Annotated in this window: 19 protein-coding genes and 2 pseudogenes; 5 read left to right on the top strand and 16 right to left on the bottom strand. The window is 40.5% G+C overall.

Features of this window, described 5'->3' with window-relative positions; all coding sequences use genetic code 11:
* Window positions 1–227 precede the first annotated feature (227 nt).
* Entirely contained in the window at window positions 228–419 is a 192-nt protein-coding gene (locus ANSO36C_RS24145) for a hypothetical protein (RefSeq protein ID WP_251956577.1), read from the bottom strand.
* A 377-nt stretch (window positions 420–796) separates the two neighbouring features.
* Window positions 797–1,396: an MBL fold metallo-hydrolase gene (locus tag ANSO36C_RS24140; RefSeq protein ID WP_251956576.1), complete on the bottom strand. Its 600-nt coding sequence runs from the start codon at window positions 1,394–1,396 to the stop codon at window positions 797–799.
* Between the two features lie 225 nt (window positions 1,397–1,621).
* Here ANSO36C_RS24140 and ANSO36C_RS24135 point away from each other — a divergent pair, with 225 nt between their 5' ends.
* On the top strand, window positions 1,622–1,756 hold the full coding sequence (locus ANSO36C_RS24135) for an aminotransferase class I/II-fold pyridoxal phosphate-dependent enzyme (protein WP_251960430.1): 135 nt from the start codon (window positions 1,622–1,624) through the stop codon (window positions 1,754–1,756).
* Window positions 1,757–1,779: 23 nt separating this feature from the next.
* Here ANSO36C_RS24135 and ANSO36C_RS24130 read toward each other — a convergent pair whose 3' ends face one another.
* Window positions 1,780–1,923 carry a hypothetical protein gene (locus ANSO36C_RS24130; protein WP_251956575.1) on the bottom strand — a complete coding sequence of 48 codons (144 nt, stop codon included), beginning with the start codon at window positions 1,921–1,923 and terminating at the stop codon, window positions 1,780–1,782.
* Window positions 1,924–2,262: 339 nt separating this feature from the next.
* Between ANSO36C_RS24130 and ANSO36C_RS24125 the strand changes: the two genes are divergently transcribed.
* The gene (locus ANSO36C_RS24125) at window positions 2,263–2,634 is read left to right on the top strand and encodes a four-helix bundle copper-binding protein (RefSeq protein ID WP_251960429.1); all 372 of its coding nucleotides are present in this window, start codon (window positions 2,263–2,265) and stop codon (window positions 2,632–2,634) included.
* Window positions 2,635–2,952: 318 nt separating this feature from the next.
* Here the strand turns inward: ANSO36C_RS24125 and ANSO36C_RS24120 are convergent, their stop codons facing one another.
* From ANSO36C_RS24120 to ANSO36C_RS24080, 9 genes and pseudogenes are all read right to left on the bottom strand, one after another.
* A complete protein-coding gene (locus tag ANSO36C_RS24120) occupies window positions 2,953–5,742 on the bottom strand; it encodes a type I restriction endonuclease subunit R (RefSeq protein WP_251956574.1) in 2,790 nt (929 codons plus the stop codon).
* Complete coding sequence (locus ANSO36C_RS24115) at window positions 5,739–6,281, bottom strand: hypothetical protein (protein WP_251956573.1); 543 nt, start codon at window positions 6,279–6,281, stop codon at window positions 5,739–5,741. The genes ANSO36C_RS24120 and ANSO36C_RS24115 overlap by 4 nt, the downstream gene beginning before the upstream one ends.
* Window positions 6,282–6,345: 64 nt before the next feature.
* The gene (locus ANSO36C_RS24110; protein ID WP_251956572.1) at window positions 6,346–6,732 is read right to left on the bottom strand and encodes a hypothetical protein; all 387 of its coding nucleotides are present in this window, start codon (window positions 6,730–6,732) and stop codon (window positions 6,346–6,348) included.
* A complete protein-coding gene (locus ANSO36C_RS24105; RefSeq protein WP_251956571.1) occupies window positions 6,729–8,018 on the bottom strand; it encodes a restriction endonuclease subunit S in 1,290 nt (429 codons plus the stop codon). Before ANSO36C_RS24105 ends, ANSO36C_RS24110 begins: the two co-directional genes overlap by 4 nt.
* Entirely contained in the window at window positions 8,018–10,093 is a 2,076-nt protein-coding gene (locus ANSO36C_RS24100; RefSeq protein ID WP_251956570.1) for a type I restriction-modification system subunit M, read from the bottom strand. The genes ANSO36C_RS24105 and ANSO36C_RS24100 overlap by 1 nt, the downstream gene beginning before the upstream one ends.
* A 227-nt stretch (window positions 10,094–10,320) precedes the next feature.
* A complete protein-coding gene (modB, locus tag ANSO36C_RS24095; RefSeq protein ID WP_251956569.1) occupies window positions 10,321–12,123 on the bottom strand; it encodes a molybdate ABC transporter permease subunit in 1,803 nt (600 codons plus the stop codon).
* A 585-nt stretch (window positions 12,124–12,708) separates the two neighbouring features.
* On the bottom strand, window positions 12,709–12,960 hold the full coding sequence (locus ANSO36C_RS24090; RefSeq protein WP_251956568.1) for a hypothetical protein: 252 nt from the start codon (window positions 12,958–12,960) through the stop codon (window positions 12,709–12,711).
* A 70-nt stretch (window positions 12,961–13,030) separates the two neighbouring features.
* A complete protein-coding gene (locus tag ANSO36C_RS24085) occupies window positions 13,031–13,612 on the bottom strand; it encodes a class I SAM-dependent methyltransferase (protein WP_251956567.1) in 582 nt (193 codons plus the stop codon).
* 126 nt (window positions 13,613–13,738) lie between these two features.
* Window positions 13,739–15,001: pseudogene (locus ANSO36C_RS24080) on the bottom strand (RNA-guided endonuclease InsQ/TnpB family protein).
* Between the two features lie 341 nt (window positions 15,002–15,342).
* On the opposite strand from ANSO36C_RS24080, the pseudogene ANSO36C_RS24075 reads away from it, so the two are divergent.
* Window positions 15,343–16,850, top strand: a pseudogene (locus tag ANSO36C_RS24075) (hydroxysqualene dehydroxylase).
* Between the two features lie 107 nt (window positions 16,851–16,957).
* Window positions 16,958–17,371, top strand: a complete 414-nt coding sequence (locus tag ANSO36C_RS24070; protein WP_251956566.1) for a DUF6464 family protein — start codon at window positions 16,958–16,960, stop codon at window positions 17,369–17,371.
* Window positions 17,372–17,392: 21 nt separating this feature from the next.
* Here the strand turns inward: ANSO36C_RS24070 and ANSO36C_RS24065 are convergent, their stop codons facing one another.
* Together ANSO36C_RS24065 and fmt are read right to left on the bottom strand one after the other, a co-directional pair.
* Window positions 17,393–18,247, bottom strand: coding sequence for a fatty acid desaturase family protein (locus ANSO36C_RS24065; RefSeq protein ID WP_251956565.1), 855 nt, complete (start codon window positions 18,245–18,247; stop codon window positions 17,393–17,395).
* 179 nt (window positions 18,248–18,426) lie between these two features.
* On the bottom strand, window positions 18,427–19,428 hold the full coding sequence (gene fmt / locus ANSO36C_RS24060) for a methionyl-tRNA formyltransferase (RefSeq protein ID WP_251956564.1): 1,002 nt from the start codon (window positions 19,426–19,428) through the stop codon (window positions 18,427–18,429).
* A gap of 977 nt (window positions 19,429–20,405) precedes the next feature.
* On the opposite strand from fmt, the gene ANSO36C_RS24055 reads away from it, so the two are divergent.
* On the top strand, window positions 20,406–21,728 hold the full coding sequence (locus tag ANSO36C_RS24055; RefSeq protein WP_251956563.1) for a hypothetical protein: 1,323 nt from the start codon (window positions 20,406–20,408) through the stop codon (window positions 21,726–21,728).
* 430 nt (window positions 21,729–22,158) lie between these two features.
* On the opposite strand, the gene minE is transcribed toward ANSO36C_RS24055, so the two are convergent.
* Together minE and minD are read right to left on the bottom strand one after the other, a co-directional pair.
* On the bottom strand, window positions 22,159–22,446 hold the full coding sequence (gene minE, locus ANSO36C_RS24050) for a cell division topological specificity factor MinE (RefSeq protein WP_251956562.1): 288 nt from the start codon (window positions 22,444–22,446) through the stop codon (window positions 22,159–22,161).
* 35 nt (window positions 22,447–22,481) lie between these two features.
* Window positions 22,482–23,288, bottom strand: coding sequence for a septum site-determining protein MinD (minD, locus tag ANSO36C_RS24045; protein ID WP_229556863.1), 807 nt, complete (start codon window positions 23,286–23,288; stop codon window positions 22,482–22,484).
* Between the last annotated feature and the right edge of the window lie 151 nt (window positions 23,289–23,439).

The following is a 23,439-nucleotide window of genomic DNA, read 5'->3' as shown; positions in this document are numbered from 1 at the left end:
AACAATGTGTAGTTGAATAATTCAAGTCAGATATCAAGTACAATGACTCTGAACCACATTTCTTAGAATTCGCTGGCAGGATCTACTTTGACAGTAGTTACTATCGCTGTTTCTGGTTGCCCTGCCTTGACTTCAGACACTCAGGATTTAATTAACCAGTCGGCACAAAATAGTCTATTACTCCGTACCCTCTCAACAATTTATTAAAGTGTGTTGCGATCGCTTGTTCACACTGAGGATTTAGACCGTGTATTGATTGGCTTTTCTTTAGTCTTAGGCTCAACAAGATATGTGATTGCACTAAGTCCAACCATTCCCCCACCAATGGCATACATAATATTTTTATTCAAATATTGGGAGCCAACGTAGCCAAAGGCAATTGCCGCAACAGTTGTGACAATCATTTGAGGTAGTCTCATAAATATAACGTCCTTTGCTCAACTTGCTGTAATTGCAGATATTTCATGCTTCAGCCTTGCCATAATAAATCAACAGGCAAAGAAGGTTGATTCTTTGCATTTATATCAATGGTCATAATATTAAACTTCGGACTAAGCTTGTACTACGTTCTAAAGGCAGGTAATCAAACATCCTTGGGTAGAAAGTATTGCCTCAACTTCTCCAAGGGACTTTCGGTTAAAAAAACATTCTATCCCTGACGCTCCAAGTTCGCGTAAGCGTCCCGCAGGGTACGTAGGGGCGCAAGGCTTTGCACCCCTACAAATCTACAAATAATTTGGGATAATTTATTTTTTGCAAGTCCCCAATATTAAAATCGATGATCGCCCCCGCTCATTTATAATGTCGCTACAAGATCCTTTAAGCGATCGCCTCCATCCCGAAAGACTGGCCAACCATCCCCCACCAACACTGCTTCTACCCGACTTAATTGAGCCAACCTGCGAACAGAAGCAACAGCCTCCTCTCGATTCAGCAGCTTATCATCTGGTAAAATCGTCAAGCTACCTGCTTTACGTGCCCGGACTAAATCCCCTGTAATTAAAGTTGTCTCTTCCAGTAACAGAGCCAATTCACCAGGAGTTTTAGAACCATTGAGTTCAATCACCTCAAGTCCTGGGACAAATTCTTCACCATCAGATAGCCAGCGATCGCAAGGTATAGGAAAAGTGTCTTTTTCTGCAATCGGGCCAGCTATTTTAGCATAAGTTTGATCGGCAATTTCTTTACTTGCCCTAACATGCTCAGAATTCGTCAGCACAATCCAAAGCACACCACCGAGGGATTTTAGATGATTCCAATCATGGTTTGATAGGGCTACTGGGTCAATCAAGATGTTGCCATCTGGGCGAATCCAGGCAATCCCATTGAAATCAATATTTCTTGCCGGATTGAAATTAGACCAGCTATAAAGATCGGGACGGTGCAAAGATTTCATGATGATTCTGGATCGGTACTTCAACAATTGACTATTAATCTCAATAATTAAGTATATAGATAATAAGGTTGCATTCACTCTGGATCTGGAATTTGAGTATACTACGATAGGTCTATCGATATTATGCATTTCATCTGGGTCACAAAAATTCCCGCATCATCGCAATAGAGATCAACGGAGGTACAGGGCGTTACTTGCGGTTCCACAGATGCCATTGCTTCTGTGATGCTGGCGACAGTCGATCCCGGCGACGAAGTAATTATATTTGAGCCATATTACGAAAACTACTGCCCCGATGCGATTTTAGCTGGTGCTATACCTCGCTACGTGACTCTGCATCCTCCTTATTGGATCATTTGATGAAGCACAGTTGCGTCAAGCTTTCAATGCCAATACCAACAACCAGAAAAGGGACATTCGTTAATCAAATTTTGCTTCAGCAAAAGACCTGAGACATTAAAAGCAGGGAGCGATCGCTTTAAATTTAACTCTAACTTTTGATTACCGATGTAAAGTTGACTTGCCAAATTAAACCCCACTCCAAAACGAGGGATTATAAGCCTTAATGTATAGTATTATCGAGAAAAACAACACTAAATTCCTGTAGAATAAGTTAAAATTCCCGGTAATTACAGCACTTCCGGCAGCTATGAGGTACATCCTCAAAGCTAAAAGCTATGTTAGGAGAGAGGCAATAAGAAAAACTGTATTGCATAATAGCGGGAAGCGCTGTATATCGGGATAGTAGGCTTAAAAATTTTAGATTAAAAACCCCATTGACTCTTTAAAAGGATAGGATTAATGTGATGAGTAATCCTTCCGAGGACACTATCTATACATCAAAAAATCAGGAGGTACTTCCGATGATGATGATGATGATGACTGAAACCATGACTCCAGAAATGCAGACTTGCATGGATGTTTGTATGGACTGTCATAGAATGTGCATGGAAACTATGACTCATTGCATGAGTAAAGGTGGACAGCACATGGACAAGAACATGATGAGCATGATGAGTATGATGCGCGATTGCTCTGAAATGTGCATGATGTGTATGAATATGATGATGAGCGGTTCTGAGTTCATGGAACGCACTTGTATGCTCTGTGCAGAAATGTGCGATCGCACTGCAATGGCGTGTGAGATGATGAGCGATGACGCGAAAATGATGGAATGTGCTGCCGCTTGCCGTAAGTGTGCAGAGTCTTGCAGAAGTATGCAGATGATGCCTGCTTAATTCCCCTAACTAGCAGAAGTTTCTCTGCAACCTAATATTCAAGCGCTCAGGCTCAAAGAGTCTGGGCGCTTGAAGTAATTTAATCATTTTTGTTAGCTGAACTCTTGTGTCAACCTTGTATACACTTTCCTCAGCATCCACTCTTTGACTACTTCACCAAAATCTTTAAAATCTATGATTTTAGTAAAAATATCTTGATTTAAATCCATTCGCTCAATCAGCTTTGTCAGAAATACATCCTCAAAGCCATATTTAAAGTTCTGAATTGAGTTACTTTTGGCTTGTTGTGATAATGTCTTATCCTGAACTAGTGCTTCTTCAATTTGGCTGAAAAAATACTTTGTCTGCTTCAGTAAAATCAGTCCTAAATCTTTTGTTGAGAATATCGATAATCTCTGAAAGTTTAGCCTGTTCTTCTTTATCTCTTGGTATGCCAGCTTCGGTTATAGGTTGTAGAGATAACTCTGTATTTTTTTCTAAGATTATCTGACCTTCTCGGATTTTTTGTAGTCGATAATATTCTAGTGCAACTTCGTCAATAAGTTTAAAAGCTTCACTTTGGCTAAGTTTTGGTAATTTGGTTTGCAAAAAACGAGCAAAAGCATAAAATTTTTCTAGTTCTCCATCTGCAAATGGCATAATCTGTGCCAAGAATGCATATAATCTGATAAACGCGGTTAGACTATTTTTAAATTCATCTTGCTGTTCTTCACTTAAACCTTTAAAACGGTCTACAGCAGGATCAATAAAGGAATGCAGTCTACTTTGATCTTGATTATTTACCTTTTCCTGAGACTTAAAAAATATCTTGGCAAAAGCATCTACCTCACTAGACCAGATAATCTGGTAGCCATCTAACCTATTTTTTAAATCATACAGTCTGTTAGGATCTGTTGTTGCTATTAGTGTGGTTTGTTCGTAATAAGGCTGGAAAGCATCAATAATTTCCTGTTCATCATTAGCAAAATCTAAAACAAAAGTGTCTTCCTTACCGGGACAAGTGCGATTCAACCGAGAGAGAGTTTGTACAGCTTTGACACCAGAAAGTTTTTTATCTACATACATGGTGTGCAATAATGGCTGATCGAAACCAGTTTGATACTTGTCTGCTACAATCAAGAGTTGATATTCACCCGTTTCAAATTTGTCGGGTAATTCTTTTTCACCAAAGCCGTTGATATCAGATTCAGTGTACTCGATATAAGTTTCTCTATCGGTAAAAGCAGTAAAGGCTACTAATGCTTTGATGTCTGCATAACCTTGTTTCTGTAAATAGTTGTCGAATTCTTCTTTATAGCGGATTACATGGGGTCGAGAAGCTGTAACCACCATTGCTTTAGCTTTACCGCCAATTTTATGCATTACACATTGGCGAAAATGCTCGATAATAACTTGAGTTTTTTGGGCTACGTTGTGTGGATGGAGTGATAAAAATTTAGCGATCGCTCGACTCGTTTTCTTTTTGCTAATATTAGGATCGTCTGCGATCGCCTTATTGATTTTGAAGAAAGTTCTGTAGGTTGTGTAATTTTGCAACACATCCATGATGAAACCTTCTTCAATTGCCTGCCGCATGGAATATAGATGAAAAGGTTCTGTTTGCCCTTGGGAGTTCATGTGGCCAAAGTCTTCTAAGGTTTTTGGCTTGGGTGTGGCTGTGAAGGCAAAGAAGCTCAAATTTGGTTGTTTACCACGGCTACGCATCGACTTGCGGATGTTATCTTCAATATCATCTTCCTCGTTAACCATGCTTTCTTGCTTGGCTGAAAGACTTAAATCGTTGATAGAAAGCACTTCTTTCATTTTCTTGGACGCTTCGCCACTTTGAGAACTGTGGGCTTCGTCCACAATTAGGGCGTAATTACGTTTTGGTAGTTCGCCAATCTTGTTTTTTTCTAAGATTTCCCGAATCTTATCTAAGACAAAAGGAAATTTCTGTAAGGTAGTAATAATGATGTTAGTGCCAGAAACCAACGCCTCAGCTAGTTGTGCAGAGTTTTTATCAATTTTTTGCACGACTCCTTGCTTATGCTCAAACTGGTAAATCGTGTTTTGGAGTTGCTGGTCTAATACTTTTCTATCAGTGATGACGATGACTAAATCGAAAACTCGCTCCTCTTGGTCATTATATAAGCTAGCAAGTTGATATGCTAACCAGGCGATCGAATTACTTTTGCCACTACCAGCAGAATGCTGAATTAGGTAATCTTGTCCTGTCCCCTTAACTTTGGCATCTGCGGTTAGCTTGCGAACTACATCTAATTGGTGAAACCGAGGAAAGATGAGGCTTTCTTTTTTGGCAGATTTGTGGTTTAGTTTAATGTTTTCTTGCTCTAGGTGCAAAAAACGAGATATGATATTTAGCCAACTGTCTTTTGCCCAGATATCATCCCAAAGGTAAGCGGTTTTGTAACCCTTTGGGTTGGGTGGGTTGCCTGCACCTTTGTTATAGCCTTTGTTGAAGGGAAGAAAACGGGTGTTACTGCCATCAATGCGCGTAGTCATCCAGATTTCATCGGGGTCTACGGCAAAATGCACCAAAGAACGCCGCTTGAATTGAAATAACAAATCTCGGTTATCCCGGTCTTGAATATACTGGTGCTTGGCTTTTTCTACATTTTGTCCAGTGAACTGGTTTTTTAGTTCTACCGTAGCGACTGGTAAGCCATTAATACTCAGCAGCAAATCTAGGGAGTTTTCATGATTAGCACTGTAATGCACCTGACGAGTCACAGTCAGGATATTTTGCTCATAAAGTGCTAAAGTATCGGGGTTTAGACTGCTGGCAGGTTTGAAGAATGCCAATTTGAAGCGTACACCGTAGTCAATAATGCCATAGCGCAGCACGTCTAACATCCCGCGATTTTCCAATTCTTGGCACAACCGTTGGATGAACTTAGGTTCAACTTCAGCACCATGAATGTCTGTCAGGTTTTGCCATGCTTCTGGCTGAGAAGTTTGAATAAACCGTAGCAGGATGACTTTATCAAGCGCTAATTCTTGAGTAAAGTTGCTAGCATTGCCTTCTTCATAGCCACCATTACTCACTAAAGCGTGAATAATTGCATTTTCAAAAGCTTTTTCAGTTGTCTGAACAGTTGCAATCATGGTTGTGCCTCAGTCTGTTCAATGATTTTCACGGCGGTTAAAAATTGCTCATAAGCAACCTGACGGAGAATTTCGTGTAATTTGCCGCGCTGGAATTCATTTAAGTCTACCTTTAAATCGTCTTTTTCGTTGTAGCAAAGGTTGACAAAACTGATTTCATCGTTATGTAAAAATTTTACTATGTCTGGTTTTTTATCAGGCAGATTGTTTATGAGTTCGCAGGTATCGGGGTCAAAATACTGATGCACTAAATTTTGGATACCAACAATGGGACGACCTTGATAGTGAGGTTTGCCATTACTAGATTGCCACAGAACACCAAAGACTTTGCAATTTCCTGAGCGATAAACTTTCCCGATTTGTGGTGCGCCTCTGATACCGGATGAAAGAAGCGAAGTATCCCGAATTTTGTTGATGAGTAGTTTTAATGGTTGCATATCTAGCTTGATGTCTTTGATGCCGACCTCTTCGTAAAGCTCTAAAATCAAATCGTCACTTTCAAGATCACCAATGAAACAGACTGGTTGAGAATCATCCAAGAAGTAACGTTGGGCTGTAAATACTTCTTGTTTTAGATCGTAGGACAGCCGCCATACAGAAAATTCACTGGTTTGCCAGCGCCAACCGCCGAATATAAATTGAGCTTCGCTTCTTGCATCGTCGTAGTTTTGGGCGACTCAGTTCACTGAGATCAATGGCTTGGGCGAGGTCGGTGAAGAGAGATTTTGTATGATTTAGTATATCTAATAAATCGGTTTGGGGATTTTTCAGGGCGGGAGAAGTGTTAATTGTTTGAATTAGGTTGAGAATCATCGGGTATGCGCGGTTGGTTTCGCCTGCAAAACAGATGAAACAGTCTCTTCGGGGCAATTCAAACAGTTTTACTCCTGCTTCCCAGCGTTCGCCAGCAGAAAGACAGCTATCGGTTGCAAAGACTAATTCTTGGTCGCCTGCGGGTGTGTGGCGTATCCAGACTGCACACAGAGTCATGCAGCAACCTCCTCCCTGATATCAATTTTGCCTGTGACTGCTGCTGTGATGAGAGATTGGCGATATTCTTGGAGTTTTTTAATCTGCTCTGAAACTGTATTAATTAGCTTGGCAGTACGCGATATTTGTAGGCTGAGTAAATCCACAATTTCTAACTGCTCTTTGCGAGGTGGAACTAGAGCAAAAAGATTTTTTATATCTTCTAATCCCAAACCATCTTTTGTGCTGCCATCTAAAAGTGCATTGAATTGATGTTGTCCTGCTGAAGCAAAGAGATACAAACCTAGCCATTGAGGATTGACTAAATCTTGTCTTGGCCTCGTCAATGCAACGTGCTGATTAACATAGGCTTCACCTAAATCCTGGGTTACAACACCAACTGTACCTATGTACGCGGTAACTGAAATCAGGAGATCACCTAACTGAACACGAGAACGTTCACCTTCTGCATCTAAAGGTGGTTGAACATATTGAATATCTTTTAAATTAAGCTCTATAGATTTTCTTGAAAGATTATTTATACGTATAAATATTGCTCCTTGCTCACTGTAGTATTGCGCCCACCCCCGTGAACCACTGGTGACACGCGCTGTTAAAAATTTGAGGCGCATTATTTTCCAATGCCCAGGAATATAGCCAATCCAGGGAATACCAGAATCTTTCATTGGAACTTTTGGGTTTAGCCCTTTAGTCACAGCTTGGTTGATAAAGGCAGTGCGTTTTTGTTCAAGTAGTTGGATGAGGCGTTGTTTTTTGGCGATGAGGGTGTCAATTGCTGCGGTTTTGCGGTCTAGAAAAGAGGCGATCGCTTGTTGAACAGATAAAGGAGGCTTTGGAATTGAGATATTACCGATAAATTCCCAATTTGCACGAGGCATCTTTACCCCATAAGTAGATGAATTTACCAAATACACAAAATCTGTTGTCAGTAGAAGATACTTCAGATAATTGGAGTCGTAATGAAGTGGGCGGAAAACTAGAAGTTCTGGAGTACAGCAACCATCTTCTTGTGCAACAAAAGTCTTGGCTAGATAAGGTCTTAATTTTCCAAATAAAACATTTCCAGCATAAAATCTATCCGCTGTTGCTGCGTCTTCTTCGATTGATTTTGTAATGTTATTAGTTAATTTTCCTGTCCAAGACTCAACATTTTCTAAACCCACATAGTTAAAAATATTCTCGGCTTTCTCGTTGATTAATTGTACGCCCCTTTTAAAACGAATTTTTTCCCAATTCTTATCCCATGATATCCCTATCAACTTGTGAGGTGACAGATTATTATTCATTACAACACCTCCTCCAATATCCCTCTAATCTCCTCTTCTAAATCCTTAATCTCCTGCTCAATCTCCTCCAAAGGTCGTGGCGGCATATATTCATAAAAATGCCGCGTAAACGGTATCTCATAACCAATTCTCGTCTTAGTCTCATCCACCCATGCATCCGGCACATGGGGTAATACTTCTCGCTTTACATACTCCTTAATATTATCCTTCAAGGCTACATTTTCATAATCTCTCAAATCTGTATCCGGTTCAGGATTACCATCTTTATCAGTGCAAATATCAGCAGTTTCATCACGTTCGCCTAAAGCATTCATAATCGCTTTTTTCAACGGTGCTGAAACTTTTACATCAGCCGCTTTGAGTGCATCTGTCAAATCCTTTTCAAACGCATCCCGATTTTTATAGACACAATCTGCACCCAAAGTACGCAATACTTCTTTAATTGACTCCTGTAACTCCTTCCCTTCCTCAATCTCTCGTAAAGCTATCCCACCCCGTTTTTTAGATTCAGCTAAATTCACAAAAGCGGTTTCAGTTTCTAGCTTGGCTATACGTTCATCACTCACTTGAAAATTTAATCTTAGCGGACGTTCTACCGTAATCCGCCAATAGCCAAAGTCTTCGTTATCAAAAATCTTACTAACAATGACATCCTGTTCTTTGCCATCGATCTCAAGTTTGCGTTTAGCATTGTTTTGAAACTCACCATAAATTCGCGTTATTTCCTCAATTTGATTGGGCTTACCATCTTCACCATTGCCAATTTCATTCCGCTTATTTCCCAAGCTGCGACTCATTTTTTTGTAATAATGAATAGCGTTGATTAGCTGTATTTTCCCTTTGCGCTCTGGGGCTTTATAATTAGTGATAATCCAAATATATGTATAAATTCCAGTATTATAAAATAATTGATCAGGCAGTGCCGTAATAGCTTCTAACATATCATTTTCAATAATCCATTTGCGAATATCACTTTCGCCACTGCCAGCACTTCCAGAAAAAAGCGGTGAACCGTTAAATACAATAGCAATTCTAGAACCGCCATCATCCCGCTTCATCTTAGAAATCATGTGTTGCAGAAACAGAAAAGAACCATCTGATATTCTGGGTAAACCTGCTCCAAAGCGTCCATCAAATCCTTTCTTTTCATACTCATTTTTGACGTAGGTTAGTACTTTCTTCCATTCCACACCAAACGGCGGATTAGATAACATATAGTCAAAAGTTTCGTGTGCTAACCCGTCAGTAGTGAAAGTATTACCAAACTTAATATTGCTGATATTTTGACCTTTAATCAACATATCAGATTTACAAATTGCGTATGATTCTGGGTTAATTTCTTGACCAAAAACTACAGGTTTAGAGTTTTGGTTAAGTTCTTTAATGTACTCTTCTGCTAAAGACAGCATCCCACCTGTTCCACAAGCAGGGTCGTAGATGGTTTTGACAATGCCTTCTTGAGTTAAAATATCTCTGTCATTAAGAAATAGCAGATTTACCATCAACCGAATTACTTCACGCGGTGTAAAGTGTTCCCCTGCTGTTTCATTAGACAACTCTGAAAACTTGCGAATCAACTCCTCAAAAATATAGCCCATCTCCATGCTATTTACTTCATCTGGATGAAGATTGATTTCAGCAAAGTTTTTGACGATTAAAAATAGTATATTTGCTTCATCTAAACGATTAATTTGGTCACTAAAGTTAAAATATTCAATGATTTCTCTTCCGGCAATAGAGAAACCATTAATAAAGTTTTTTAGATTAGCAGCTACATTATCTGGATCTGCTTTGAGTTTTTGAAAGGTAAACTGGCTAATGTTGTGAAAAGTTACGCCAGCTTTTTGGTTCAGTAACGGCTCTGGATTCTTCAAATCTTTCATGGACTTTACTTTTGTTTCGTAAAATTCCATAACTTCTGTCTTCGTTGGCTCTAGAACACAGTCCAAACGGCGCAACACTGTAAACGGTAATATGACTTTACCATAGTCAGCTTGCTTATAATCACCGCGTAAAAGTTCAGCAATACTCCAAATAAAACCGGCAAGTTTTCTTACTTTTTCCGTTCGAGACATTAAAAACTCCAGGGTAGACTCATCAACTGTAATGTATTGGAAGCCAGCTAACTCACATTTTGCATCCGACGACTAGGAAGTTGCAGCTATACAGACAAAACCCGCTTCTGCGGGTTTGAAGCTATTGCTTCCCACAATCATCCTATGTATGGTCAAATAACTAATCTATCACTGCCGCCAAGTTTTCTATTATTACAGCTTCGTTGCGTTCCTATACATCTCTGCGTTCATTCCATCAAAATCAAGCGCAGAGGATCTAAACGCACATACCAAGGAAAAGCTTGGTCTTTCATCGTCACCCATTTTTCTTTGAAGACTTCAGCTTGCAGATGGTAATCTTGAGAATTCTTGCTAGGCGAATTTAATTTGAGAAACAACGTCATTCGATGGGGAGTTTCACTTGTTCGTACTACCCAACAGGGAAAGGTATTTTCTTGTGATGAGTCGTTGGTAAAAATGAACTGATGGGCACGAATACCGATGTGAGATAATTCGCTATTAACTGGTTCAATTACTTTCAGGGTACAACCCCAATCAATCGCTTCCACTTGTTGCGATGACTGAGGAATAAGGCGAGAGAAGTTTTTACATCCGGTAAGTTGGGCGACACTAACAGTACTAGGATGCTGAAAAATATCGTGTTTTGAGCCATAATGAACGGCTCTACCATGCTCCAATACCAATAGATTTGGGCAAATCCGATAAGCTTCTTCCATATTATGGGTGACAAATAGAGTCACACCTTGGTAGCCAGCAAGAGTTTCTGTCATTTGCTGCTCTAATTGACTACGCAGATGGGTGTCAAGTGCTGAAAACGGCTCATCTAAAAGTAATGCTTCCGGTTGACTTGCCAATGCTCTTGCCAAAGCTACCCGTTGTTGTTGCCCCCCAGAAAGTTGGTGCGGATAGCGATCGCCTAATCCCTGCAATTGCATCGCTATTAGTTGCTCCTCTACTCGTACTCTAATACTCCCAGCCGATAGTTTTTTGGGCAAACCGAAAGCGATATTTTGCGCCACACTCAAATGCGGAAATAGGGCGTAATTCTGCACCAAAAAACCGATGCGGCGATCGCGGCTGGGTAAATTAATTCCTTGTTCCGAGTCAAACAGGACTCTGCCATTTAAAACTATGCGCCCAATTGTGGGCGTTTCTATCCCCGCAAGGCAGCGCAAAATCATGCTCTTACCTGCTCCAGAACCCCCCAATAATCCCAAAGGTTGCTCATCAGTACTGAAAGCAACTTTTAAATCAAAGCTAGGAAGTATTTTTTTAATATTGACTAACAATCCACCAGATTCAAAGTTAGATTGCGGAGTATAAAGATTTTTTCCCCCCGCTCCCTGCTCCCTGCTCCCTGCTTCTTTCCCCTTTTCCCTCAATTCTTGCCAGAAGTTAACCCCAATAATTCCAGATAGAGAAATCACCATAATTGCGATCGCCCAAAACCAAGCCTCGTTCATCGCTCCCGCTTCCACAGCAAAATAAATCGCCATTGGGATTGTCTGCGTTTGTCCGGGAATATTACCAGCCAGCATTAACGTTGCGCCGAATTCTCCCAAAGCACGGGCAAAAGCCAGCATTGTGGCGGCAACAATGCCGGGTAGTGCTAGGGGTAAACTAATGCGCCAAAAGATTGTAGTTTCAGTTGCACCAAGGGTTCTGGCTACTCGCAGCAAATTCCCATCTATTTGTTCAAAGGCTCCTAATGTAGTTTTATACATTAAAGGGAAAGAAACTACCGTGGCTGCGATCGCTGCACCATACCAAGTAAAAACTATGGTGAAGTCAAAAGCCCCCATGAATTTCCCTACAGGGCCATTTTTGCCAAAAAATAGCAGCAACAAGAAACCGACAACCGTAGGAGGCAAAATCAGTGGCGCAATAAAGATACTCTCAATCAATGATTTCCCTTTGCCACGATATCCCAGCATCCAGTAGGCGGCAGCGATACCCAAAAAGAAGGTGATAAATGTGGCAAGTAATGAAGTTTTGAGTGATATCCAAAGAGGCGATAAATCCGATGGCATAGCTGTCTGGGGAAGAATTAGCTCAACTAATCCATAATTTACCAACTTTAGCTTTAATATGTCGTAAAAAGTTGGTAAATTACATCACAATCAAGGAAATCCCAAAAACTAGCCAAACTTTAAACAAAATTCGTGTTCAATTGGGTATCAAATAATCTATCCCTTGGTGGTTGCGGTTTTTTAGCCTGGGACTGACGTTGACAGGTCAAGCTTTCGTGTTGTGTGCGGATGATTATTGGAGTTTAGACTAAATAATCATACTTAAAGTAAAAAATAATACCAATTTTAAAGAAGAATGCGACAAATAGACCATCTGTAGAAACGCGATTCATCACGTCTTTACCCAAGTATGTGTTGCAATCATTAATTGAATTGATATAAAAAGCAAACTTCATGGTCATTTATTAGTAGGACTTACGCAAAATATCTCTCAAACTCTGATTTCTCCGTGTACTCTGCGCCTCTGTGGTTCGTTATTCCGTAACTCTTGCGTAAGTCCTAATTAGAAAAGTAAAAGCACAACAATGTTGTGCTTTTGTAGATTATTTGTATTCAGTTTACTGTGACAATCAGAGAGTTTATTAATTAGTCCAGTTGAGCGCTGTATGCACTAAAACCGTAAGCCAAAGTTTCTTTTAAATTCCCTGATGGCTTAAGACTTCTGTTAATAGCATTAGCAAAAGGTACTGGAATCCCTTTAATAGTTTCCGGCAAAATTGCATATTCTTGTGTTGGTTCGACAATGTATTCTGGACACTTCGTTTTCATGCCAGCAGTTTCTAACATTTCATTGATTTCAGCAGCAGAATATTGCTTGAGATAAACTGGATTTCTCACAAATGGGTTCAACCTTCTGATAAAATTGTGGATAATATGAGAAGGACAAGACTTATTGTGAAAGGAATGATTAAAAACAAAAATTCCAACCTGGTTTTAGCACACGAGATATATCAGCCAGCAGGTTTCTTAATTGTGCATCTGGGATATGCATAAAAACACAGTTAGAAATTACCAAATCTATAGAATTATCTTCTAAAGGCAATATTTCAGCAGAAGTACAAATCAAGTTAAATTCAGCTTCTGGGAAAAAATTATATTCTTGCTTAACCTTGACTAACCGCCGCAATAAAGGTTCAGAAATATCAACACCATAATATTTTTCGCATTTCAGGTTTTTCGCTTTAGAGAGATGCAAAGGTGCGCGACCATAACCCGAACCAATCTCCAAAATCGAACCAACAGATTTATTCAACGGAAATTTATTCCAAGTACCTCCAGGCGTACCAGTTAGCAAAGTGTAATCTTGTTTAATGGGCGATGTGTCTGCAATTTTTTCAATTTTTTGGGAACCATAATATGTTTTACCAATAGCGTCCCATGTTTTTTTATGTTGAGTATTATTTAATTGTTCATAATCGCTAGGAAAATAAATACCATCTCGTAATTCAAAGTCATTTAAACTGAATTTTACATTTGCTAATTGAGACATTATGATTATTCCTCATGATATAGTTAAGTCTGTTTTCTGTTATACTCCTAACTCAGCATTAACGCAAGTGATTTTTAGTGAACCGACTTACCTTAAGCCTTTTTTAAAGTCTATAACTATTGTGAACTACCCACACTGACTTGGAGTACCAAGGTACAGTGTCGGCTTCTGTAATCACAGGGGAGTGCCTAAACTTAGACTTTCGCCCAAGAGTAGGACTTACCTCCCCTCCTACAGCAGAAACGGCTGAACCTTCCGCCTTTATCATTCTGATACCCTCTGCTCTAATGTTCTGCGCGGCGTTCGCGTCCCGATCGTGATGAGTATTGCACTGAGGACAAGTCCACTCACGGACATCCAATGTCATCTCACCTATTTGATAGAAACAATTAGAGCAAAGCTTAGAACTGGGGAACCACCTATCAATCTCAACTAACTTTCCACCTCTGCGTTCTAGTTTATAGGCTAAAAAATTAGTGAATGTTCCCCATCCAACAGACGCTCGAAGACTCGCTAACGCTTCGCTATCAGATATTGATTTTGCCAATTTGTGATGGCGTACCATGCCTTTGACATGAAGATTCTCTACTATGACAGCTTGGCTATCGCTGGATAACTTATAACTAAGTTTATGTAGAAAATCCTGCCGCGAAGTGCTAACTCGCTCGTACACCTGGCAATAACTTTTCTATACCTATTTCTTGAATTACTTCCTTTTATCTTACGTGCTAATTTTTTCTGCTTGCGTTTCAGGTTTTTCTCATGCTTGGCAAGGTGCTTAGGATTATCGTATTTAGAGATTTTCTCGCCGTCAGTAACAACAGCAAAGTGTTTCAATCCTAAGTCAATGCCGTAAATCTTTCCCTCCGAGATAACGGGATTCTCACCTTCTAACTCAGTAAGGATAGATGCAAGGTATTTACCAGAAGGTGTTTTAACGACGGTACAAGTCTTGATTTTCCCCTCAATCTGTCTATGTATTTTGGCTTTTACTATCCCTATATTGCCAGGGAGTTTGACATCACCATTTACAATTTTGACGTTTTGAGGATACTGGATAGACTGTTTTCCATGCCGAGATTTGAATTTAGGAAATCCAGCACGTTTCTCAAAAAAGTTTTTGTAGGCTGTAGTTAGATTCAGTGTCGTAGCCTGTAAAACTTGACTATAACAATCAGCCAACCACACCGTTTCTTCTGCCTTTTTGAGTGTAGGAAGAAATGCGTTGAGCGCGCACGGCTAAGTCCTTTCCCGTCTCCTTATAAGTTTTCAATTGACTTAGTTTAGGGCATAGTTCCACCACCAACGAGCGCAGCCAAAAGCTTGAGCTAGTTGAATTTGCTGTTCCAGTGACGGATATAAACGGACTTGTACAACCTTGTGTAACAATCAACATCACCTCCTTGATGTACTTGTTTTACCATAAATATATATTCTGATAAAGTACTAAAACAAAACAATTGTTGATTCGTCATACATCTAATATTTCTTTTTGCTATTGCATTTAATTAATATTAGATGCAATCCGATATCTTCCGCCTTATATCCCACCACTGGAAACGGAAATACCAAATTCAGTGGGGGACTTACGGCGTAATAGTTAAATTCGATGTAATGTGCTAGCACGCCTTTTGCATCCAAGTGAAAACCGCTATAATCACAACCCGTTGCCTGATCAGAACACAAGTTCGTATACATTAGTTGAGGGACTGCAACAATCGGAGGGTGGGATGCTAGAAGGATCACAACAAAAAAAGGTGGTAGTTGTAGGTGCTGGTTGGGCTGGTTTAGGAGCAACCTACCATTTGGCAAAACAAGGTTATGATGTGACACTTCTGGAAGCAGGCCCCTATCCCGGTGGGTTGGTGGCAGGTTGGCAAACGGCAGCCGGAAAATCTGTTGAAGCTGGCATTCATGGCTTCTGGTATCCTTACAGAAATATTTTTTCCCTAATCAATGAATTAGAAATTAATCCTTTTACTACTTGGACTCGTTCTTCGCAATATTCGCCAGAACGTTTGGAAGTGAATCACCAAATTTTCAAGACTTACCGCGACTCCCTTCGCCGCTGGGAACTTTTCTCTACACTCAGTTTAAGCGGTTGCCACTAATTGACCGTCTCAGCGCCCTGCCTTTACTGTATGCGGTTGTTGATTTTGACAATTCTGATGCAGCTTGGCGGCGCTATGACTTTGTAACTGCCCGTGAATTGTTCAAAGATTTTAATGTTTCTGCACGGCTTTACCGCGATGCTTTTGAACCGATGTTATTAGTGGGCTTATTTGCCCCTGGCGAACAGTGTTCAGCCGCCGCAACTTTAGGGATGCTTTACTTTTTTATTCTGGCTCATCAACCCGATTTTGATGTAGTTTGGTGTCGGGGAACTGTCGGAGAAAAGATATTTCGTCCTTGGGTGGAACGTATTGAAAAAGCTGGTGCGAGAGTATTGCCTAACCGTCGGGTTACAGATTTAATTGTTGATAGTAATCAAGTCAAGGGTGTGGTTTGCGGTGATGAGGTTTTTGATGCAGATGCCGTAATTTTTGCCGTTGGAATCACGGGGATGAAGAAAATTGTCTCAACTAGCCCTAGTTTACAAAGCCGTGAAGAATTTCGTAATTTGAGCAATTTAGGCGCAATTGATGTTTTAGCAACACGACTATGGTTTGACCGCAAAATTGATATTCCTCGTCCTTCTAATGCTTGTTTTGGATTTGACACCAGTACAGGTTGGACGTTTTTTGATTTGAATGCTCTACATGATGAATATCGGGATGAGCCGGGAACAGTGATTGAAGCTGATTTTTATCACGCCAATCAGTTCCTGGGTTTGAGCGATGAGGAGATTTTAGTAATAGTTCAAGGTTATTTAGCAACTTGTATACCAGCGTTCCGGCAGGCAAAGATTATTGATAGCAGTGTAATTCGGCTACCTCAAGCGGTGACTCACTTTGCACCCGGCAGCTATCGTTATATGTTGCCCGCCAAGACAAGTTTTGAGAATGTGTTTATGAGCGGGGATTGGATTGTGAACCGTCATGGTTCTTGGTCGCAGGAAAAGGCTTATGTTACGGGTTTAGAGGCGGCGAATTTGGTGGTGTCTTATTTGGGAGAAGGTCAGCCATCTGAGATTTTAGCTGTAGAAGAGGATGAAGTGCATATCCAAGTGGCGCGATCGCTCAACCAAACTTTGCGTGACTTGAGCAAATCTATCCTACCTAACTTTTGGTTGCCCTAATCCGTAGGAACGCGAAGAGTTAATCAATAATTGTAATCTAAATTCGGTAAGCTAAAGAAAGCGATCGCGATACTATCTTTATAATGTAAATCAAATCACATAAGCTTATGGAGCCAGACTCTTTACAAACCGAGGTGATTCTGACACATCCGCGTGAGTCCCTCGGTAAAGTGCAACTTGATTGGACACCCCAACCCGGAAACTATCTCGATTTTGAAGGTAAAACCTACGCGGTTTTAGAACGCCGCCATCGATACCAACTTCAAGCAGGGCGCTACCGCTTACATAATATTGCCATTTATGTACAGTCTGCTAAACGACCATCTGAAAAAAGTCTGGTAGGGGGACGTTGGGTAATTGGCGATGCTACCTGCTGCTACAATGCTCATTCAGAACTCATTCGCTGTGCAGTCAACCCAGACGGCCCTTGCGAATCTTGCCGCTTTTATGAAAAAGTCAGAAGTTACAAGTTAGGAGTCAAAAAGTTCAAACATGGTTTTGTAGCCAAGTCAGGAGGATGACCTCCTAACCTAGGCATCTACTTAACTACGTGATAACTCTCTTGATAACTGTTTATAGATATCAAATAAAACGTATGAAATGTCTGAACTCTCTGGGCACAAAACCTGATGTGACTCTGGGAGTTTGTACCAAGGAATAGTCGGGTAAAGATGGTGAAGATAGTGATACCCGGTATTATGAGTTAAAAGATTAATTATTGGGTTAAGGTTTGATCTCGTACCGGATACAGTATTAAAGTGTTCATGCACCTCAGACCAACATGAATAACAAGAATAACACCATAGTAGGGGGACAAACCAGTATAAGAGTAAGATTTGGATATGTCCTGATACAAAGAAGCTGAGAACGACAACGAACCAAAACAGAAATATCTTAAAGCTGCTTTTAAACGGACGCCAGTCCAACTCTTTCATGTGAAGGTAGGAGTCTTCAAAGAAGAGATAGACACCAAATCCCATTATAGGTTTCATAAATAAGACAAATAACAAGTTTTGGTTTGGTTTATATAATCCCAACATTTCATAATATTCAGGTATGTAATCTTTATCGCTCCCAAAATAATTATGATGAGGAAGGTGGTGCTGACGATAAGTAGCTACTGTTCTAAAGACAGGGAGAGCATAGAGAAACTCTAACTTTTCATTCCAGATTTTTTTCTGAAATAAGTTATTGTGTGTTGCTTCATGTACTAATCCTTCTCCGATAGCAAATTGAAAAAGGCCAATCGCCCATACTGAAATTAAATAGACAAATATATTATTTATCCAAATGCTAAAAGCAGCAATCATAAAAATTGCCATCCAGTCTCTCAGCAAAGCTAGGAAAGCTTTAATATCGTTTCGTTCAATAAAGTCAATTGGTTTACTTTGATACATCTGTGCGTTTTTTAACAAATCAAACTACTAAACTGCTGAAGGCTAAGACAAGGGCGGTTAAGGAAGAGCATACAGAGCATACTATTATATACTGCTAGATTGTGTTGAACTCTAATAAACTGCCGTAAAAATCAGGATATCATTCAAAATTGTTACTAGTTTCAATAGACTAACTCCCCTCAACTTCCCGCACCAAAAACTTCTCCCACTGTTAAGCGGGTACCATTAACAAAATCCCATCCCGACTGGGGACGTTTACCGGCTAGCTGAACCTCTCGCAACAGCAACAAACCTTCCCCAGTCTGGACGATCGCACCAATTCCTTTAACAATGCTGACTACAACTCCCGGCTTGTCTGATGTATTTGACAAATCAGGCAACTTATGCAATAGGTTTTGTAATTCTGGCGGTACGCGATCGCTTACACAACCAAGGGGAGCAGAAGCGGTGATTTTCAGCAGGTTGTCACGAAAGGTAGCCGTGCAGTTAGGATAAAAGCCTCTAATTTGATTGTGTAATTGGATCGCGCTTTTTGACCAATCCAAACCATAATCTTGTTTTTGAATCAGAGGTGCATAAGTAGCTGCTAAATTATCTTGGGGAATTGGCTGAATTTCCTGGCGTTCCAACTTTAACAAAGTTTCTACCAACAAATCCCCACCGATCGCAGCTAGTCTTTCGGCTAAATCTTGAGTATTATCCAGTAATCCGATGGGTGTAGTGGCTATTTCTAGCATTGGCCCGGTATCCATCCCCACATCCATTAACATGGTTGTGATCCCCGTTTCCATCTCACCATTGTACAAACACCACTGAATCGGCGCTGCACCCCGATATTTGGGTAAAATCGAGCCATGCACATTAATGCAGCCTAACTTTGGCATCTTTAAGATTTTTGACGATAAAATCTGTCCATAAGCGACAACAACAAACACATCTGCGTCTAATTCTTTGAGTTTAGCCAAAGTTTCCGTGTCTTTTTTAACCCGTTCAGGTTGCCATACTGGTAAGTTGTGGGCAGTAGCGATCGCTTTTACAGGTGAAGGAGTCAGTTTATTTCCCCGTTCCCGGCGTTTATCTGGTTGGGTGACAACTGCCAACACCTCAAATTCTGCATGATTCAATAACTTTTCCAAGGTGGGTACAGCAAACTGAGGTGTACCAAAAAATACAATTTTCATTAATAAATTACTTGTAAGTCGTTAGTCATTAGTTAATCGTAAGGGCGCTCTTGATAACTCACAACATTTCAGTTGCATGTTTAAATATAATTCATCAAGCCAGCATTTAGCAGACTCCTGTATTCTGGATGGCAGTTGCAAAATATAGTTGAATTGCTATAAATAATATTGGCTGTTTGGTGGTACAATACTTTCGTATTGGTGAACCTAAACCCTGCTTGATTAACTTAATAGTTAACTTGACAAGTGTAACAGCTACGAGCATCTGCCTCTAGTGAACCTAATCACCTAGTGGTTTTTCGTTACGAGTCGCTAGAGCATCTACCGAGTAAATTTTATTGTCTTCCCGGTCATCTTCCCTAAATTGGCTTTAAATGCAGTTTGGTTCCCGAAGGACTATTGCATCTTCTAGCTGTTTTTGTAGTCTAGATAGCAATTTATAACTTTGGGTTGCTGATAGCAATATATTCTGAGTATGATGTATTATGCGTCCGCTTTCCCAGGTTTTTTAATTAACGCCTCACGTTTACCATAATGAGGTTTTGCGCTGTTATATTGAGTGTATAACCTGGATTATTTATAGCATACTAGCGATCGCTAGTACGATCCCCGATAACCGAGTTATTTCACCATTCCTTTGCAGTCGTCATTACCCAAGCTATACCTTGAATAAGCCTTGACCAAGAATTGTTTTGGTGTGGTTGGGTATAGGAATAGCAACACTATATATTGTGTAGTAATTACTGAGTTTTCAGCATATTTACTATACTCGCATATTTTTGCCAAAAAATATTCAGTACCTTAGTTAGAAAAGGTGTAGACAATGATACTTAATTTTTGTAAAACTCTGCAAACTTTGAACAAAATATCTAGTCAAAGTTTTTAGTTTCTTGTTATACATATAATTACCGCCTGCCCCATTGCTGTTGATGTATTGCTTCTCACATAGCAACCGCCCCCTCTAGAGAGTCTACGAAATGCTTAAACCCCTTTTGCTGTCAGGATGGTTCCGCGCGCAACCATTTCTCAATTATGTTGTCGTTGTGATACTGATTGCACCCTTGCTAGGGGCATCGGGTCACTCGGACTCAGTAAGATCAGAAGTAGCTAAATTTACTTCTATAACTGGAGAGTCTGACCCTGTATCAAAGGAAATAGATGTAGTTGGGGAACCTGAGATAGCTGAAATATTAACAGCAGATCAAATTAACTCTTTAACAGAAAAATTTGACTCTGTGCCAACACAAAATACTGCTGTTCAGGAACCGCAAGTATTACCAGCAAATAAATTTGAGTCTTTGCCTCAAATAGATAGTTCTGTATCAAGCGGCAATTTAACTGTTCCTGATTCTTTGGCAGCAGTTGAACTTGCACCATTAACAGATGTTTCTGTTAGTCAGCTTAATTTAATCCGAAAACTTAAAGCTGCTAATGTCAAATCTTTGAAAGGAGAAGAAAATTTTGTCTCTAGAGAAAAAACTTTTACTGGATCATTGACAGCAACTCAAGTAGCACCAACTCTTAGAGAATCGCAATCAACTACAACGGCGGAAATACCTGTTGCGGAAATAGGTGATGAATCCCAAGCAGAACAAATAGATCCGATAGGCAGTCCTCATCCGATTCCTTGGAAATGGATTACAGCTACTCAAGAGGCAATTGCTTCTGGGGGTGGTTCTGGAGTGCGTCACTATCGCAGCGTACCTGTGGTTTCTCCAGATGGTAAATATGCTGTTTATAGCCGGGTGCAGTTAGAAGTAAAACCCGAAATGTATAACAGCCGTGTCACCAGCGTTCTTTTTGTCCAAGATATGCACACTAAGAAATTGTGGGTGATGGCTTCAACAACTCCAGTTACCGATCCTTTATTAAAAGTAAAGGTTGTAAAGGCGGAGTCTTCAGAAGAAACTGATACGAGCGGTAAGATTGGGGTATTAGTTCCAGTTAGCTGGTCACAAAAAGGCGATCGCTTCTTAGCACGTAAGTTTGAAGGTCTATTTAATACAGGTGATTCTACAGATAGTGCAGTGATTTGGGATCGGCAAAAAAATCACGCTAACATAGTTGCCCCTGCGAATGAGGAAGAACAGCATGACAAAATTGCCGTATTGTTAGGCTGGAGTAAAAGCCAACCGGATCATGTCCTGTTCCGTGCAGGCGAATTGGGCGAGGAAAACTGGCCATTAATGCAAGTTACTAATGATGGCAAGACTATCACTACAACAGGTGATGATCAGCCGATTACTTTTGGTAAAAAGGTTACAGAAATTTGGGCAGGGCCACAAGTAGCCTACCGATAGTTTATTAAAAATCTTATATACTTACTTCCGTTGTTGCCAGTGGCGACAACGGGATTTTTTTATGTGGTCAATATTTTTGTAACCGCTCAATAATCCGGGGTAAATCGCTCAGTGACAAGGCTCAAATGGCGTAAACTCGTTCCTGAACTAGTAGTTCGCCCCGATTTATTGAGCGGATACATATTTTTTGACCAAAGAACGAGACGCAAGCCCTAATATCAGACATGGGGATAAGTCGGTAGGGATTTTTAAATCCCGTGAAACGATTGTCTGGCTTTAGCCACAGTGGTATAATTCAATACAATGTAGTCATGAAGCGTATCGTAGAATTCGCCCATAACTATCAACTAAAGTTAGTATGCTTTAGTCACAATTAAAGACTGTTTCACTATGTTATAAGTAAAAATACTTAAAATCAACTCTATGGAGACTAATCACCCCTTTCCCATTCAGGTATAGCGCCTTTGACGCGGCGGATGGGTAAGTTAGCAATTAAAGCTGTGGTTCGTTGGTTGCTTTCTAAAGAAAACTCTAAGCCCTCTGTCTCAACTTCGACATAGCGACAGACTACATCTAAGATTTCTTTCCGCATTTTTTCCAACGTTTGAGGATCTATGTCAGCGCGATCGTGGGCAATCACCAATTGCAGGCGACGTTTAACTTGAGTTCGACTGCTATCAGGGCCGCGAGAAAAAAGTCGTTCTAGAAGTTCAATCATTACGAATAGGTCTGGCGCGGAGACTGGAAAATAAATTAAACAATCTTTGTCCTGAACAACCTTCGTATACGGGCGAAGAAGCTGTCTTGGGACGAGTCGATCTCCAGAAATTCGACACTTTCCCCTTCTAATCTACGAGCAATGTTCTCAAAGGCTGTGGCAGCTAAAGAGGGATTTTCCGCTAAAACTAAGGGTTCGCCGCGATTGGTAGATACAATAACACGCTCGTCGTCAGGGATTACCCCGATCAGGGGAATGGCGAGAAGTTCCTGAACATCTTGCACTGACATCATATCATTTGCTTGCACCATTGCGGGTCTGATGCGGTTAATTATTAAATGAACACGTTTGATACCTTGTGCCTCAAGTAACCCCACTACCCGGTCAGCATCACGAACTGAGGAAATTTCCGGTGTGCTGATAACTAACGCTTCTTTTGCCGGGCCGATCGCATTTTTAAACCCATTTTCAATACCGGCGGGGCTATCAATAATTACATACTGATACTTTTGCGCTAGTGCATTCACCAACAACTTCATCTGTTCAGGTGTGACTGCATCTTTCGAGCGATTTTGGGCCGCCGGCAGGAGTACGAGATTTGGTTGGCGCTTATCTTTCACCAAGGCTTGTTCTAGGCGGCACTCTCTGGCTAAGACTTCCACCGCAGTATAGACGATGCGGTTTTCTAAACCTAGCAGCAAATCCAAATTTCTCAAACCAAAATCCGCATCAACCAAGGCAACTTGACGCCCCATTTTGGCTAAAGCCATGCCCAAATTTGCTGAAACGGTGGTTTTACCCACTCCTCCTTTGCCGGAGGTAATCACAATAATGCGAGTCATGATACAAATGCGGTCAATAAGGGTTCAGGAAATATAAAACAGTAAATTGCAGTATAAAGTATGAAGTATCGTATCAAGTATGAAGAAATATCTGTTCTCCCTCATGAGGGGTGAGGCATGAATATTTGTTTTATTTCATCCTTATTTATAT

The organism is Nostoc cf. commune SO-36 (assembly GCF_023734775.1).
In the GTDB taxonomy this organism is placed as follows: Bacteria; Cyanobacteriota; Cyanobacteriia; order Cyanobacteriales; family Nostocaceae; genus Nostoc; species Nostoc commune_A.
Note: the sequence above shows the minus strand (reverse complement) of the source record. Positions and strands in the feature narration are given on the sequence as shown.

Coding starts and splice junctions, on each gene's coding strand:
- ANSO36C_RS24145 (WP_251956577.1), bottom strand. CDS start 419: ATGAGACTACCTCAAATGATTGTCACAACTGTTGCGGCAATTGCCTTT.
- minE (WP_251956562.1), bottom strand. CDS start 22,446: ATGATTGAACTTCTAGAACGACTTTTTTCTCGCGGCCCTGATAGCAGT.
- ANSO36C_RS24110 (WP_251956572.1), bottom strand. CDS start 6,732: ATGACTCTGTGTGCAGTCTGGATACGCCACACACCCGCAGGCGACCAA.
- ANSO36C_RS24065 (WP_251956565.1), bottom strand. CDS start 18,247: ATGTATCAAAGTAAACCAATTGACTTTATTGAACGAAACGATATTAAA.
- ANSO36C_RS24135 (WP_251960430.1), top strand. CDS start 1,622: ATGCTGGCGACAGTCGATCCCGGCGACGAAGTAATTATATTTGAGCCA.
- ANSO36C_RS24140 (WP_251956576.1), bottom strand. CDS start 1,396: ATGAAATCTTTGCACCGTCCCGATCTTTATAGCTGGTCTAATTTCAAT.
- modB (WP_251956569.1), bottom strand. CDS start 12,123: ATGCCATCGGATTTATCGCCTCTTTGGATATCACTCAAAACTTCATTA.
- ANSO36C_RS24125 (WP_251960429.1), top strand. CDS start 2,263: ATGATGATGATGATGACTGAAACCATGACTCCAGAAATGCAGACTTGC.
- fmt (WP_251956564.1), bottom strand. CDS start 19,428: ATGAAAATTGTATTTTTTGGTACACCTCAGTTTGCTGTACCCACCTTG.
- ANSO36C_RS24055 (WP_251956563.1), top strand. CDS start 20,406: ATGCTTAAACCCCTTTTGCTGTCAGGATGGTTCCGCGCGCAACCATTT.
- ANSO36C_RS24070 (WP_251956566.1), top strand. CDS start 16,958: ATGGAGCCAGACTCTTTACAAACCGAGGTGATTCTGACACATCCGCGT.
- ANSO36C_RS24085 (WP_251956567.1), bottom strand. CDS start 13,612: ATGTCTCAATTAGCAAATGTAAAATTCAGTTTAAATGACTTTGAATTA.
- ANSO36C_RS24105 (WP_251956571.1), bottom strand. CDS start 8,018: ATGAATAATAATCTGTCACCTCACAAGTTGATAGGGATATCATGGGAT.
- ANSO36C_RS24100 (WP_251956570.1), bottom strand. CDS start 10,093: ATGTCTCGAACGGAAAAAGTAAGAAAACTTGCCGGTTTTATTTGGAGT.
- minD (WP_229556863.1), bottom strand. CDS start 23,288: ATGACTCGCATTATTGTGATTACCTCCGGCAAAGGAGGAGTGGGTAAA.
- ANSO36C_RS24120 (WP_251956574.1), bottom strand. CDS start 5,742: ATGATTGCAACTGTTCAGACAACTGAAAAAGCTTTTGAAAATGCAATT.